Raw genomic sequence first — 13294 nt, forward strand, 5'->3', positions numbered from 1 at the left:
CGTACCCAGGGGCCTTCCCCGTACCCGTACCCGTACCCGTACCCGTACCCGGTGTCAGCCGAGGGCGCCGAGCTGCTTCATCAGCCCCAGCGCGTCCTCGTGCCACCAGCCCTCCTGGATCATGCCGTCCTTGCAGCGGAAGACCGTGGTGCCGGTCATGGTGCACACCTTGCCGGTGGGGGCGAGGCCCATGAAGTCGCCCTTGTGGGTGCCGGTCCAGGTCCACAGCGTCACCACGTCGTCGCCCTCGCAGATCTGCCGGTCGAGCGAGAAGGTGAAGTCGAAGGCCGCCCGCCACGAGGTCACGTCCTGGCGGATGCCGTCGGACCCGACGACGGTCTCCTCGTCCTTGATGATGTCGTGGTCGGTGTAGTCGGGTGCGAACACCTCGTCGATGACGTCGAGGTCTCCTCCCTCGGCGATCTCGCGGAAGAACCGGCGGACGGTTGCGGCGTTCAACTGCTCGTCGCGGACCACATCGAGGTCGGTGAAGGTGGGCATGCCGTCGCAGAGAGCCACCATCTCCTCGAAGATACGGTTCGTCTCCGGGAGCTTGGAGTTCGCCATCGCCTCGTCGTACGAGGGGAATTCGACGACCTCGACGAAGTGCGAGCCGTCGGCGCGGTCCTTGCCGATGAGGCCGCGCGTGGCGGTCCGCTTGCCCTTGGTCTGCTCGACCCACCGGTCCATGAGCCGGTCCAGGTCGTCGTACCGCTCGGTCTTGAAGTCGATTATCTGTGCGAATTTCATGGCGTCTCCCTGGCTGCGGTCCGCATGGGAATACGTCTATTTTAGTGTGATTTAACCTTTCCGGGAGGTGGGGTGCGAGGGGCGCCGGCGCGGTCACGGCCCGGGGGCCCGCCGAACCCGTCGGCCACGGCCCCGGCTGGGCCGCCTCCGTGTCACGGCCGCTGCCCGGCGTACGGATCGTCTCGGCCACCCTCGTCCACGGCCGCGCCGAGGTCCGCGCCCACCTGGTCGACGGCGCCCCGCCGGGCACCCGGGTGCGCCAGACGGGGTGGGCCGTCACCGGACGGGAGGAGACCGGCCAGCTGCACGCCGTCGAGGGGTACGGGCCCCACGCGCGCGTAGTGGCCGCCGGCTCCACGCTGTTCGGCCCGCGCTCGCACGTCGCCGTCCTCGAAGGGAGCACCGGGGAGGCCCCGTCCGTCTTCGTCGCCCTCGCCTCCCTCACGGGTGAGGAGCACCCGGCCCCGCTGCCCGGCCTGGTCGCAGACATCGGGGTCGAGGGCCACACGGTCCGGGTGACCTGGAGCGACGGTGTCACCGCCGGGCTCGTACTCGACGGCGCCGCGCCCGAGCCCGGAGACGGCAACGGCCCTACTGGGGGCCGTACTTGCGGCCCGTCCGCGAGGTGACCCCGCCGAGGATGCCGCGCGGGGCCAGCTTCACCACGCCCATCAGGGCCTTGTAACGCGGGTCCGGGATCGACAGCGACTTCCCGCGCGCGAGGTCGGAGAGCGCCGCCGCGACCAGCTTGTCGGCGTCCAGCCACATCCAGCCGGGGATGTTGTCGGTGCCCATCCCGGCCCGCTGGTGGAACTCCGTCCGTACGAAGCCGGGGCACAGGGCCATCAGCCGCACCCCCGACCCGGCCAGGTCGCGCGCGGCGCCCTGGGTGAACTGCACGATCCACGCCTTGGAGGCGCCATAGGTGCCGCGCGGCACGAACGCGGCGACCGAGGCGACGTTGACGACCCCGCCGCGCCCGCGCTCGCGCATGCCCTCGGTGGCGGCCGACGTCAGCCGCAGCACCGCTTCGATGTGCACCTTCAGCATCTTGAGCTCATCGGCCATGGACACGTCCAGATAGCGGCCCTTGTTGGCGAACCCCGCGTTGTTCACCAGCAGGTCGATCGGCTTGCGGGGCTCCGCGAGCCGGGCCTCGACCGACGCGATGCCGTCCTCCTCGGAGAGGTCGGCGGCCAGCACCTCCACCTCCACGCCATGCCGGTCGTGCAGCTCGGTGGCCTGCTCCCGCAGCCGCTTGGTGTCGCGGGCCACCAGCACCAGATCGTGCCCGTCCCTGGCCAGCCGGCGCGCGAACGCGGCCCCGATTCCCGCCGTCGCTCCCGTAATCAGTGCAGTCGTCATAGGCGCACGTTAATGCCCCGCCGTGTCAGTCGTGTGACGGCCTGTCCGGTCAGGAGGCCCGCCCGGCGGCCTGCCGTTCCAGGTACTTGCGTACGGTCTCGTGGCGCTCCGGAGGCATCGCCTCGCCCGCCGCCAGGGTGCGCGGCAGCAGCTCCCGCTCGGTGGTGAACGCGCGGAACCAGAACGCCACCGACACCTCGTGCGCGGGCCGGTGGACGACCTCGATCGCGTCGCCCGCGCGGATCTCGCCCTCCTCGACCACCCGCAGGTAGGCGCCGGGTACGGCGGCCTGCGTGAACCGCTTCACCCACCCCTGCTCGCCCAGGGCGCCCGCGAACGTACGGCAGGGGATGCGCGCGCAGGAGACCTCCAGGACCACGTCCGGTCCGATCCGCCAGCGCTCGCCGATCAGGGCGCCGCTGACGTCCAGGCCGCTGGTGGTGAGGTTCTCGCCGAAGATCCCGCCGGGCAGCTCGCGGCCCAGCTCCTTCTCCCAGGTGTCGAGATCCTCGCGCGCGTAGGCGTAGACGGCCTGGTGGTCGCCGCCGTGGTGGCGCTTGTCGCACACGTCGTCGCCCGCCACACCGCTGGCGCCCACGCCCTTGGGGCCCGGCCGGAAGATCCGCACGGAGCCCTCCACCGGTCGCTTGCCGATGCCGGTGAGGCCGCTCTCGGTATCGGTGTACCCGACGGCCGTGGCGCGCCCGGCGTTCACAGACAGAAGCTTCATGGCGGGCACGCTAACCCGAACTGTCTCAAAGCAGCTACTCGATATCCCGCGAGAACCCCAAGCACCCCTTATGCTCGGAGGGTGATCGAGGCCCGTCATCTCCGCGTCCTGCGCGCCGTCGCCGCCACCGGCTCCTTCTCGGCGGCAGCGCGCGAGCTCGGCTGCACCCAGCCCGCCGTCAGCCAGCAGATGAAGGCCCTCGAAGCGTCCGCGGGCACCCCGCTGCTCATCCGCACCGGCCGCGAGACCCGGCTCACCCAGGCCGGCGAGGTCCTGGTGCGCCACGCCTCCGGCATCCTCGCGGGTCTCACCGCCGCCGAGGAGGAGGTCGCGGCCATCGCGGGTCTGCGCGCGGGCCGGGTCCGGCTCGTCTCCTTCCCCAGCGGCTCCTCCACCCTGGTGCCCAGCGCGCTGGCCGCGCTGCGCGCCGCCCACCCCGGCACCCGCGTCTCCCTGGTCGAGGCCGAGCCGCCGCGCTCGGTGGAGATGCTGCGCGAGGGCGACTGCGACATCGCGCTCGCCTTCCGGTACGGGGCGGCCACCGCGGAGGAGTGGGACGACCTGGTCGTACGGCCGCTGCTGATCGACCGCCTGGTGGGGCTCGTCCCCGACGGCCACCGGCTGGCCGAGAGCGGCACGGTCGACATCCGCGACCTCGCCGAGGAGCCGTGGATCGCTGGCTGCCCGCGCTGCCGCCGCCAACTGGTCGACGTCTGCGAGGAGTCCGGCTTCACCCCGCGCATCGACTTCGCCACGGACGACTACCCGGCGGTGATCGGCCTGGTCGGGGCGGGGCTCGGGGTCGCGGTGCTGCCGGAGCTGGCGATCGCCTCGGTACGCCCCAAGGGCGCCCGTACGGTCACGGTGGAGCCGGCCGTCGAGCGCGAGATCGTCGCGCTCACCCTGCCCGACCTGGCCCGGGTCCCGGCCGTCGCGGCCACCCTGGACCAGCTGGCCGGGGCCGCCGCCCGCAACTGAGCGGCGCCGGGCGGGGCGCAGGCCACCGGCGCGGGCGGGTGGCAAGGCGCGCACCACCACCGCGGGAAGCCGCCTGCGAAGGCGTGCCGCCGCGCTGCGCGCTCTCGCCGCCGCTGCTCGGCGCCGTTGCTCCGCACTGTCGTCTCCGGAGCTGCGCCATCCGGCGCAGGAACGTTTCTGCGAATTCGGGTGTCTCCGGCGCTAGCCGTGGCCCCGCTCGCCCACCGCTCCCGCACCGGCCGCCGTCACCAGCCGGTTGCGCGCCCTGCCCATCAGCTCCTCGCGCTCGTCCTCCGTGAGTCCGCCCCATACCCCGTAGGGCTCGCGGACCGCCAGGGCGTGCGCGGCGCACTGGGCGCGTACCGGGCAGCGCATGCACACCTCTTTCGCCGAGTTCTCGCGCGCACTCCTGGCCGCGCCGCGTTCGCCCTCCGGGTGGAAGAAGAGGGAGCTGTCGACCCCGCGGCATGCGGCGAGGAGCTGCCAGTCCCACAGATCGGCGTTCGGTCCGGGAAGGCGGGAGAAATCTGCCATTGCTCATATCCCCTTGAAGCCGTGCCTGAGGTGGATGGGCCGGGTACCCCGGATCTTCGGGGTGTACCGACGAACGTACATCTACGGTGTAAGTAGATGTAAATATGACTCATTGCGAATCTAGCCACAGACACCAGAAAAAGGGAAGAAAAGCCGCTAAATGGGGCATAGCTCCAGGCGAACGGCGGGTGACCCGCGATGCGCGCCCGGCGCACACGCTTCCTCACGTAGAGTGCCGAAGGCGCCCGTCCGACCCGTAACTCTTTCGAGTGACCGTCGTTGAGAGTGCGGAGCGGTTGAAAGAACAAGCGCTCGGGCAGGTGTCCGAGAGCGTCAATCGCACAGGTGACGATACGTAACCAGCCTGGAGGCTCAAGGTGACGCGCATCAGCTGCGGAGGGCGGTCATGACTTCCGTCCTCGTCTGCGACGACTCCCCGCTTGCCCGAGAGGCGCTCCGACGCGCGGTAGCGACCGTGCCCGGCGTCGAGCGTGTGACGACGGCGGCCAACGGCGAGGAAGTCCTCCGCCGCTGGGGCGCCGACCGCTCGGATCTCATTCTGATGGACGTACGCATGCCCGGTCTGGGCGGCGTGGAGACCGTCCGGCGACTGCTGTCCGCCGACCCCGGAGCCCGCATCATCATGCTGACGGTCGCCGAGGACCTGGACGGCGTGGCGCTCGCCGTCGCCGCCGGTGCCCGGGGCTATCTGCACAAGGACGCCTCGCGCGCGGAGCTGCGCGCGACCGTCACCCAGGCGCTCGCCGACCCGACCTGGCGGCTGGCACCGCGCAGACTGCGCTCGGCCGAGATGGGCGCGGCGCCCACGCTCACCGCGCGCGAGATCCAGGTGCTCGAGGGCATGAGCCACGGCCGGTCCAACGCCGAGATCGGGCGCGAGCTGTTCCTCTCGGAGGACACCGTGAAGACGCACGCGAGGCGGCTGTTCAAGAAACTCGGCGCATCGGACCGGGCGCACGCCGTGGCACTCGGTTTCCGCTGGGGCCTGGTGCGCTGACCTGCCCGCGGCCGGGGTCGGCCGGATCCCCGTCCGTCGCCGGCGGACGGGTCCGTCCCCCCGCTTCGTGGAGCGGCGTGTGACGCTTCGCGCGCGATGCCGCATCCTTGAAGGTGTGGAGTTCCTCGGGGACGAGTCGGTCGAGCGGGAGGGGAGGGCGCAGGAGATGACTTCCGGCGCACCTACTCATAACGCTTCGGTGCACAACTATGGACGCGGTGCCACGGATTCTGCGACGCCGGGGCACCATGGATCGATGCGCGACGACGAGCCAACGGTGATCGGTGCACTCGTTCACCGTGCCGTCGACGGCGACGAACAGGCCACGCACGATCTTCTGGCCCATGTTCACCCGCTCGCGCTTCGCTACTGCCGCACCCGGCTGAACCGTCTGCCGGGTGATGCTCGCCACTTCGTGGAGGACCTCGCGCAGGAGGTCTGCGTGGCCGTGCTCATGGCGCTGCCGCGCTACCGGGACACCGGAAGGCCCTTCGAGGCCTTCGTGTTCGCCATCGCCTCGCACAAGGTCGCCGACCTCCAGCGGGCCGCGATGCGCCACCCGGGCTCCACGGCGGTGCCCTCCGACGAGATGCCCGAGCGGCCGGACGACTCGCTGGGCCCCGAGGAGCGCGCCCTCCTCAGCAGTGACGCCGAGTGGGCCAAGAAGCTGCTCGCCAACCTGCCGGAGAACCAGCGCGAGCTGCTGGTGCTGCGGGTCGCCGTGGGCCTCACCGCCGAGGAGACCGGCCAGATGCTCGGGATGTCGCCGGGCGCGGTCCGGGTCGCCCAGCACCGGGCCCTCAGCCGCCTGAGGGCGCTCGCCGAGCAGTAGGCCCTGGGCCCGGGGCTCCGATCCTCGGGTTCCGAGTCCATGGGGCCTGTCACGTTCACGCGTACGGCCGTACGCGGCGCGCGGCTCCACGCGCGCGTAGCCGTACATCGCTCCACGCGCGCGTATGCCGGGCGCCACGTACGTGTGAACGTACAAAGAATTCGGTTGATCTTGTTCATGGAATGAGACACCGCGCCAGCCCGTTAGCATGGACATCCGCACCGATCAAGGCCATGGGGAAGGTGTCATGACTGCAAACGTCGACGGAGTGCCCGACAAGTTCGCGATGCTCGGGCTGACATACGACGACGTGCTGCTGCTGCCGGGCGCGTCCGACATGGCGCCCGACCAGATCGACACCTCCTCGTACCTCTCGAAGAACGTGAAGGTGAACGTCCCGCTGCTGTCCGCGGCGATGGACAAGGTCACCGAGGCGCGGATGGCCATCGCGATGGCCCGCCAGGGCGGCGCCGGCGTCCTGCACCGCAACCTCTCGATCGAGGACCAGGCCAACCAGGTCGACCTGGTCAAGCGCTCCGAGTCCGGCATGGTGACCGACCCGATCACGGTCCACCCGGACGCGACGCTGCGCGAGGCCGACGAGCTGTGCGCCAAGTTCCGCATCAGCGGCGTCCCGGTCACCGACCCGGCGGGCAAGCTGCTCGGCATCGTCACCAACCGCGACATGGCCTTCGAGTCCGACCGCTCGCGCCAGGTGCGCGAGGTCATGACCCCGATGCCGCTGGTCACCGGCAAGGTCGGCATCTCCGGTGTGGACGCGATGGAGCTGCTGCGCCGCCACAAGATCGAGAAGCTGCCGCTCGTCGACGACAACGGCATCCTCAAGGGCCTCATCACGGTCAAGGACTTCGTCAAGGCCGAGCAGTACCCGAACGCGGCCAAGGACAAGGGCGGCCGGCTCGTCGTCGGCGCCGCCGTGGGCGTCGCGGGCGACGCCTACGAGCGCGCCCAGGCGCTGATCGAGGTCGGCGTCGACTTCATCGTCGTCGACACCGCCCACGGCCACTCCCGGCTGGTCGGCGACATGGTCGCCAAGATCAAGTCGAACTCGGCGGGCGTCGACGTCATCGGCGGCAACATCGCCACCCGCGACGGCGCCCAGGCGCTGATCGACGCGGGCGTCGACGGCATCAAGGTCGGCGTCGGCCCCGGCTCCATCTGCACGACCCGTGTCGTCGCCGGCATCGGCGTCCCGCAGGTCACCGCGATCTACGAGGCCTCGCTCGCCGCCAAGGCCGCGGGCGTCCCGGTCATCGGCGACGGCGGCCTGCAGTACTCGGGCGACATCGCCAAGGCCCTGGTCGCGGGCGCCGACACGGTGATGCTGGGCTCGCTCCTGGCGGGCTGCGAGGAGTCCCCGGGCGAGCTGCTCTTCATCAACGGCAAGCAGTTCAAGTCCTACCGGGGCATGGGCTCGCTGGGCGCGATGCAGTCCCGTGGCGAGCAGAAGTCCTTCTCCAAGGACCGCTACTTCCAGGAGGGCGTCGCCTCCGACGAGAAGCTGGTCCCCGAGGGCATCGAGGGCCAGGTGCCCTACCGCGGCCCGCTCTCCGCGGTCGTCCACCAGCTGGTCGGCGGTCTGCGCCAGTCGATGTTCTATGTCGGCGGCCGGACCGTACCGGAGCTTCAGACGAACGGCCGGTTCGTCCGGATCACCTCGGCGGGCCTCAAGGAGAGCCACCCGCACGACATCCAGATGACGGTCGAGGCGCCGAACTACACCAGGCGCTGACCACGCCCACGCGCGCGTAGTCGTCGTCGAGGGGCGGTCCCGTTCACGGGGCCGCCCCTCGCGCGTATGTCGGGGACACGTATGTCGGGGATACTGGGACCGCTGACGTAGAGGGAAAGGCCCACACAACGTGACTGACGAGGGGCGGTCCCGTTCACGGGGCCGCCCCTCGCGCGTATGTCGGGGACACGTATGTCGGGGATACTGGGACCGCTGACGTAGAGGGAAAGGCCCACACAACGTGACTGAGATCGAGATCGGGCGCGGCAAGCGCGGCCGCAGGGCGTACGCGTTCGACGACATCGCCATCGTCCCGAGCCGGCGCACCCGGGACCCGAAGGAGGTCTCGATCGCCTGGCAGATCGACGCCTACCGGTTCGAGCTGCCGTTCCTGGCCGCCCCGATGGACTCCGTCGTGTCGCCGCAGACCGCGATCCGCATCGGTGAGCTCGGCGGTCTGGGCGTGCTGAACCTCGAAGGCCTGTGGACCCGGTACGAGGACCCGCAGCCGCTGCTCGACGAGATCGACCAGCTGGACGAGGCCGCCGCGACCCGCCGCCTCCAGGAGATCTACGCGGCCCCGATCAAGGAAGAGCTGATCGGGCAGCGCATCAAGGAGGTGCGCGACTCCGGTGTGGTCACCGCGGCCGCCCTCTCGCCGCAGCGCACGGCCCAGTTCTCCAAGGCCGTCGTGGACGCGGGTGTCGACATCTTCGTCATCCGCGGCACCACCGTCTCGGCGGAGCACGTCTCGGGCGCGGCCGAGCCGCTCAACCTGAAGCAGTTCATCTACGAGCTGGACGTCCCGGTGATCGTCGGCGGCTGTGCCACGTACACCGCGGCCCTGCACCTGATGCGCACCGGCGCGGCCGGCGTCCTGGTGGGCTTCGGCGGCGGCGCCGCGCACACCACGCGCAACGTGCTGGGCATCCAGGTCCCGATGGCCACCGCCGTCGCCGACGTGGCCGCGGCCCGCCGCGACTACATGGACGAGTCCGGCGGCCGGTACGTGCACGTGATCGCGGACGGCGGTGTCGGCTGGTCCGGCGACCTGCCCAAGGCGATCGCCTGCGGCGCCGACGCGGTGATGATGGGCTCCCCGCTGGCCCGCGCCACGGACGCGCCCGGCAAGGGCCACCACTGGGGCATGGAGGCCGTCCACGAGGACGTGCCGCGCGGCAAGCTGGTCGACCTGGGCATCGTGGGCACCACTGAGGAGATCCTCACCGGTCCCTCGCACATCCCGGACGGCTCGATGAACTTCTTCGGCGCCCTGCGCCGCTCGATGGCCACCACCGGCTACAGCGAGCTCAAGGAGTTCCAGCGCGTCGAGGTGACGGTGGCGGACGCGCAGCACAAGCGCTGACGCCCGCCACGCGCGCGTACGTCCACGTACGCGGGCAGGCATGCGAGAGGGCCCGGACCGTTCGACGGTCCGGGCCCTCTGGCGTGTACAGCGGTTACGCGGCGGCCTTCTTGGAGCCGGAGAACGCGGCGATCGCGGCGATCGCGAAGAACAGGAAGGTCATCGCGTCTGCGTCGGCCTTCCAGATCTCGTTCACCGCGTCGATGTGCTTGAGCAGCAGGTCCGTGGCGCTGACCGGGAACGCCTTGGAGGCGACGATCGCCACACCGACCAGCTGGCCCGCGTAGACGGCGGCGAGGGCGAGGACCGCGCTGAGCACCGGCAGGGCGGGGTTGCGTCCGCCGACCTTGCCCGAGGCCCAGCCGACCAGGAAGCCGACGCCGACGGCCGCGTAGCCGATCTCGTGCTTGGTGGCGCCGATGATGGCGCCGTAGACGCCCGCGCTGACCACGGCGGCGACAATCGCGGTGATCAGCCCGCCGGCGAAGTTGTCGCGGACCGGCGCGGGCGGCGGGGCCGGCACGAAGCCCGGGAAGCCGGGCTGCTGCGGAGGCTGCTGGGGCTGCTGCGGTGGCGGAAAGGACTGGCTCATCTTCGGATCCCCCCGAGGTTGGTGAAGGCGCGAGCCCGTGAATGCGCACGGCTGTGCGATCGGGCGACCCGAAGAGTAGCAAGGGGCCGGGCCGGTGCGGACGGACTTTCTGTGGGGGTCCGGTGAGGCAGCTGAGGCCGGTGCCGCTCGGGGGAAACGGTTCGGCGCGCGGGCGGGCGTACGCCGCGTACGCCCGCTACAGGCGGTGGGCGGCGCCGCCCGGCGTGACGCCCCGGGTGTCGAGCAGCAACTGGGCCTTGACCGAGAGCCCTTGGAGGTCGTACGTGCGGTGCTGCTGAAGAAGCACCGTGAGGTCGGCGTGGGCGGCGGCCTCGTAGAGCGAGTCCGCGCGCGGTACGGGCTGGTCGCGCACGCGCCAGTCCGGGACGTACGGGTCGTGGTAGCTGACCGCCGCGCCCAGGTCGATGAGCCGCCCGGCGATCTCGGCGGCCGGGGAGCCCTCCAGGTCGGCGAGGTCGGGCTTGTAGGTGACGCCGAGCAGCAGCACGCGCGCGCCGCGGGCCGACTTGCCGTGCTCGTTCAGGAGCGTGGTGGAGCGCTGGATGACGTACTGCGGCATATGTGCGTTGATCTCCCGGGCCAGCCCCACCATCCGCAGGCCCGTGTACGGCAGCGGGGTCGGGTCGAGCGGGACGCCGTGGCCGCCGACGCCCGGGCCCGGGCGGAACGCCTGGAAGCCGAACGGCTTGGTCTCGGCGCACCGGATCACGTCCCACAGGTCCACGCCCATGTCGTGGCAGAGCACGGCCATCTCGTTGACCAGCGCGATGTTGACCTGGCGGTAGTTGGTCTCCAGGACCTTGGCCATCTCGGCCTCGCGGGTGCCGCGCGCGCGGACGACCTTGTCGGTGATCCGGCCGTAGAACGCGGCGGCGGACTCGGTGCAGGCGGGGGTGAGACCGCCGATGACCTTGGGGGTGGCGGCGAAGCCGTGCGTGCGGTTGCCGGGTTCGGTACGGCTGGGCGAGTAGGCGAGGTGGAAGTCGCGCCCGGCCCGCAGCCCCGAGCCCGCTTCGAGCAGTGGGCGCAGGAAGTCCTCGGTGGTGCCGGGGTGGACGGCGGACTCCAGGATCACGGTGGTGTGCGGGCGCAGCCGGGCCGCGAGCGTACGGGCCGCGTCGGCGACGCCGCCGAGGTCCAGGGTCCGGTCCGCGCCGAGCGGGGTGGGGGCGCAGATCACGGCGGTACGGACCCGGCCGAGCTCGGCCGGGTCGGTGGCGGTCCGGAAGCCCCCCGAGAGCATCCGGCGCAGCTCGGCGGCGGTCAGGGCGCCGTCGACCGGGGGGCGGCCGGCGCGCAGTTCCGCGAGGACACGGGGGTCGGTGTCATGGCCGACGGTCTCGATGCCCGCGGTGGCGGCGGCCTGGGCGAGGGGCAGGCCGAGGTGGCCGAGTCCGATGACGGCGAGGTCTGCGGGCATACGGGTGACCGTCCTTCCCATAACCGGAGGGGAGATGACGCGCAAGCCCTGTGGACAGAATGAGCGTTACGCAATGTCAGACTAAGAGTAAATATGACCGTTATGCCGTATTGCCGGGCCGGGGTTGTCCGAGTGTTGTCCACAGGCGGTGGCCGATGTCGGTGGTCGCGTCCAGAATCGAGTGTGTGAGCCAGACCACCCCGATCAACGGGAGGCACCCGTGAGGACAGCGACACTGGGACCGGTGCAGCGCGCCGAGGCGCTCGCCGCGATGGCCGAGCGCGAGCTCGACGTGCTGGTCGTCGGCGGCGGGGTGGTCGGCGCGGGCACCGCGCTGGACGCCGTGACCCGAGGGCTCTCCATCGGCCTCGTCGAGGCGCGGGACTGGGCCTCGGGCACGTCCAGCCGGTCGAGCAAGCTGATCCACGGCGGGCTGCGCTATCTGGAGATGCTGGACTTCGCCCTGGTGCGCGAGGCGCTGAAGGAGCGCGGGCTGCTCCTGGAGCGCCTTGCCCCGCACCTGGTGAAACCGGTGCCGTTCCTCTACCCGCTCCAGCACAAGGGCTGGGAGCGGTGGTACGCGGGATCGGGCGTGGCGTTGTACGACACGATGTCGCTCTCGTCCGGCCACGGCAGGGGCCTGCCGGTCCACCGCCATCTCTCCCGCCGCAGCGCCCTGCGGGTCGCGCCCTGCCTGAAGAGAGAAGCGCTGGTCGGAGCGCTTCAGTACTACGACGCGCAGATGGACGACGCGCGCTTCGTCGCCACGCTGGTGCGGACGGCCGCGAGTTACGGGGCGCATGCCGCCAACCGGGCCCGGGTGACCGGGTTCCTGCGCGAGGGCGAGCGGGTGGTCGGAGCGCGGGTGCGCGACGTGGAGGGCGGCGGGGAGTACGAGGTCCGCGCCAAACAGATCGTCAACGCGACGGGGGTGTGGACGGACGACACCCAGGCGATGGTCGGCGAGCGCGGGCAGTTCCACGTCCGGGCTTCCAAGGGCATCCATCTGGTGGTGCCCAAGGACCGGATCCACTCCACGACCGGCCTCATCCTGCGGACCGAGAAGTCGGTGCTCTTCGTGATCCCCTGGGGGCGCCACTGGATCGTGGGCACCACCGACACGGACTGGGACCTGGACAAGGCCCACCCCGCGGCCTCCAGCGCGGACATCGACTACCTCCTGGAACACGTCAATTCCGTGCTCGCGGTGCCGCTGACCCGGGACGACGTCCAGGGGGTCTACGCGGGACTGCGCCCGCTGCTCGCCGGAGAGTCGGACGCCACCAGCAAGCTCTCCCGCGAGCACACGGTGGCGCACCCGGTGCCGGGCCTCGTGGTCATCGCCGGCGGCAAGTACACGACGTACCGGGTGATGGCGAAGGACGCGGTGGACGAGGCGGTGCACGGCCTCGACCAGCGGGTCGCGGCCTGTGTCACCGAGGACGTGCCCCTGCTCGGCGCGGAGGGCTACCGGGCGCTGTGGAACGCGCGGGCGAGGATCGCCGCGCGCACCGGCATCCATGTGGTCCGCGTGGAGCACCTGTTGAACCGGTACGGATCGCTGACCGAGGACCTCATCGAGCTGATCGTGGCCGACCCTTCGCTGGGGGAGCCGCTCGGCGCGGCGGAGGACTATCTCCGGGCCGAGATCGTCTACGCCGCTTCGCACGAGGGTGCCCGCCATCTGGATGACGTCCTGACCCGGCGCACCCGGATCTCCATCGAGACCTTCGACCGGGGCACGCGGTCGGCCCGGGAGTGCGCGGAGCTGATGGCGCCGGTCCTCGGCTGGGACAAGAAGCAGATCGAGAAGGAGGTGGAGCACTACGAGAAGAGGGTGGAGGCGGAGCGCGAGTCGCAGCGCCAGCCGGACGACCTGACGGCGGACGCGGCGCGGCTGGGCGCGCCGGACATCGTGCCGATCTAGGGAGGAAA

At 71.2% G+C, this 13294-nt stretch carries 13 protein-coding genes; 7 read left to right on the forward strand and 6 right to left on the reverse strand.

Features of this window, described 5'->3' with window-relative positions:
- Positions 1-54 precede the first annotated feature (54 nt).
- The gene (locus A8W25_RS19685; RefSeq protein WP_067163229.1) at positions 55-750 is read right to left on the reverse strand and encodes an ester cyclase; all 696 of its coding nucleotides are present in this window, start codon (positions 748-750) and stop codon (positions 55-57) included.
- A gap of 149 nt (positions 751-899) precedes the next feature.
- Here A8W25_RS19685 and A8W25_RS19690 point away from each other — a divergent pair, with 149 nt between their 5' ends.
- A complete protein-coding gene (locus A8W25_RS19690) occupies positions 900-1379 on the forward strand; it encodes a hypothetical protein (protein ID WP_067163231.1) in 480 nt (159 codons plus the stop codon).
- Here the strand turns inward: A8W25_RS19690 and A8W25_RS19695 are convergent.
- Together A8W25_RS19695 and A8W25_RS19700 are read right to left on the reverse strand one after the other, a co-directional pair.
- Complete coding sequence (locus A8W25_RS19695; RefSeq protein ID WP_067163233.1) at positions 1342-2115, reverse strand: SDR family NAD(P)-dependent oxidoreductase; 774 nt, start codon at positions 2113-2115, stop codon at positions 1342-1344. The two genes, A8W25_RS19690 and A8W25_RS19695, sit on opposite strands and share 38 nt — an antisense overlap.
- Before the next feature lie 49 nt (positions 2116-2164).
- Positions 2165-2845, reverse strand: coding sequence for an MOSC domain-containing protein (locus A8W25_RS19700; RefSeq protein ID WP_067164246.1), 681 nt, complete (start codon positions 2843-2845; stop codon positions 2165-2167).
- 81 nt (positions 2846-2926) lie between these two features.
- On the opposite strand from A8W25_RS19700, the gene A8W25_RS19705 reads away from it, so the two are divergent.
- Positions 2927-3823, forward strand: coding sequence for a LysR family transcriptional regulator (locus tag A8W25_RS19705; protein ID WP_067163235.1), 897 nt, complete (start codon positions 2927-2929; stop codon positions 3821-3823).
- Between the two features lie 201 nt (positions 3824-4024).
- Here the strand turns inward: A8W25_RS19705 and A8W25_RS19710 are convergent, their stop codons facing one another.
- Complete coding sequence (locus A8W25_RS19710; RefSeq protein ID WP_067163237.1) at positions 4025-4357, reverse strand: WhiB family transcriptional regulator; 333 nt, start codon at positions 4355-4357, stop codon at positions 4025-4027.
- 406 nt (positions 4358-4763) lie between these two features.
- Here A8W25_RS19710 and A8W25_RS19715 point away from each other — a divergent pair, with 406 nt between their 5' ends.
- From A8W25_RS19715 to A8W25_RS19730, 4 genes are all read left to right on the forward strand, one after another.
- A complete protein-coding gene (locus A8W25_RS19715) occupies positions 4764-5375 on the forward strand; it encodes a response regulator transcription factor (RefSeq protein WP_003948568.1) in 612 nt (203 codons plus the stop codon).
- 256 nt (positions 5376-5631) lie between these two features.
- A complete protein-coding gene (locus tag A8W25_RS19720; RefSeq protein WP_067163238.1) occupies positions 5632-6207 on the forward strand; it encodes a sigma-70 family RNA polymerase sigma factor in 576 nt (191 codons plus the stop codon).
- 247 nt (positions 6208-6454) lie between these two features.
- Positions 6455-7960: an IMP dehydrogenase gene (guaB, locus tag A8W25_RS19725; protein WP_067163240.1), complete on the forward strand. Its 1506-nt coding sequence runs from the start codon at positions 6455-6457 to the stop codon at positions 7958-7960.
- Positions 7961-8201: 241 nt separating this feature from the next.
- Complete coding sequence (locus tag A8W25_RS19730; RefSeq protein WP_067163242.1) at positions 8202-9326, forward strand: GuaB3 family IMP dehydrogenase-related protein; 1125 nt, start codon at positions 8202-8204, stop codon at positions 9324-9326.
- 94 nt (positions 9327-9420) lie between these two features.
- On the opposite strand, the gene A8W25_RS19735 is transcribed toward A8W25_RS19730, so the two are convergent.
- Together A8W25_RS19735 and A8W25_RS19740 are read right to left on the reverse strand one after the other, a co-directional pair.
- On the reverse strand, positions 9421-9918 hold the full coding sequence (locus A8W25_RS19735; protein ID WP_067163244.1) for a hypothetical protein: 498 nt from the start codon (positions 9916-9918) through the stop codon (positions 9421-9423).
- 196 nt (positions 9919-10114) lie between these two features.
- On the reverse strand, positions 10115-11359 hold the full coding sequence (locus tag A8W25_RS19740; RefSeq protein ID WP_067163245.1) for a nucleotide sugar dehydrogenase: 1245 nt from the start codon (positions 11357-11359) through the stop codon (positions 10115-10117).
- Between the two features lie 220 nt (positions 11360-11579).
- Here A8W25_RS19740 and A8W25_RS19745 point away from each other — a divergent pair, with 220 nt between their 5' ends.
- Complete coding sequence (locus tag A8W25_RS19745) at positions 11580-13286, forward strand: glycerol-3-phosphate dehydrogenase/oxidase (protein WP_067163247.1); 1707 nt, start codon at positions 11580-11582, stop codon at positions 13284-13286.
- Positions 13287-13294: the final 8 nt, after the last annotated feature.

Source organism: Streptomyces sp. ERV7, from assembly GCF_001653515.1.
Classification (GTDB): Bacteria; Actinomycetota; Actinomycetes; order Streptomycetales; family Streptomycetaceae; genus Streptomyces.

Excerpts from the sequence above, each read along its gene's own strand:
- A8W25_RS19685 (WP_067163229.1), bottom strand. The coding sequence starts at position 750 with ATGAAATTCGCACAGATAATCGACTTCAAGACCGAGCGGTACGACGAC.
- A8W25_RS19695 (WP_067163233.1), bottom strand. The coding sequence starts at position 2,115 with ATGACGACTGCACTGATTACGGGAGCGACGGCGGGAATCGGGGCCGCG.
- A8W25_RS19700 (WP_067164246.1), bottom strand. The coding sequence starts at position 2,845 with ATGAAGCTTCTGTCTGTGAACGCCGGGCGCGCCACGGCCGTCGGGTAC.
- A8W25_RS19710 (WP_067163237.1), bottom strand. The coding sequence starts at position 4,357 with ATGGCAGATTTCTCCCGCCTTCCCGGACCGAACGCCGATCTGTGGGAC.
- A8W25_RS19715 (WP_003948568.1), top strand. The coding sequence starts at position 4,764 with ATGACTTCCGTCCTCGTCTGCGACGACTCCCCGCTTGCCCGAGAGGCG.
- A8W25_RS19720 (WP_067163238.1), top strand. The coding sequence starts at position 5,632 with ATGCGCGACGACGAGCCAACGGTGATCGGTGCACTCGTTCACCGTGCC.
- guaB (WP_067163240.1), top strand. The coding sequence starts at position 6,455 with ATGACTGCAAACGTCGACGGAGTGCCCGACAAGTTCGCGATGCTCGGG.
- A8W25_RS19735 (WP_067163244.1), bottom strand. The coding sequence starts at position 9,918 with ATGAGCCAGTCCTTTCCGCCACCGCAGCAGCCCCAGCAGCCTCCGCAG.
- A8W25_RS19740 (WP_067163245.1), bottom strand. The coding sequence starts at position 11,359 with ATGCCCGCAGACCTCGCCGTCATCGGACTCGGCCACCTCGGCCTGCCC.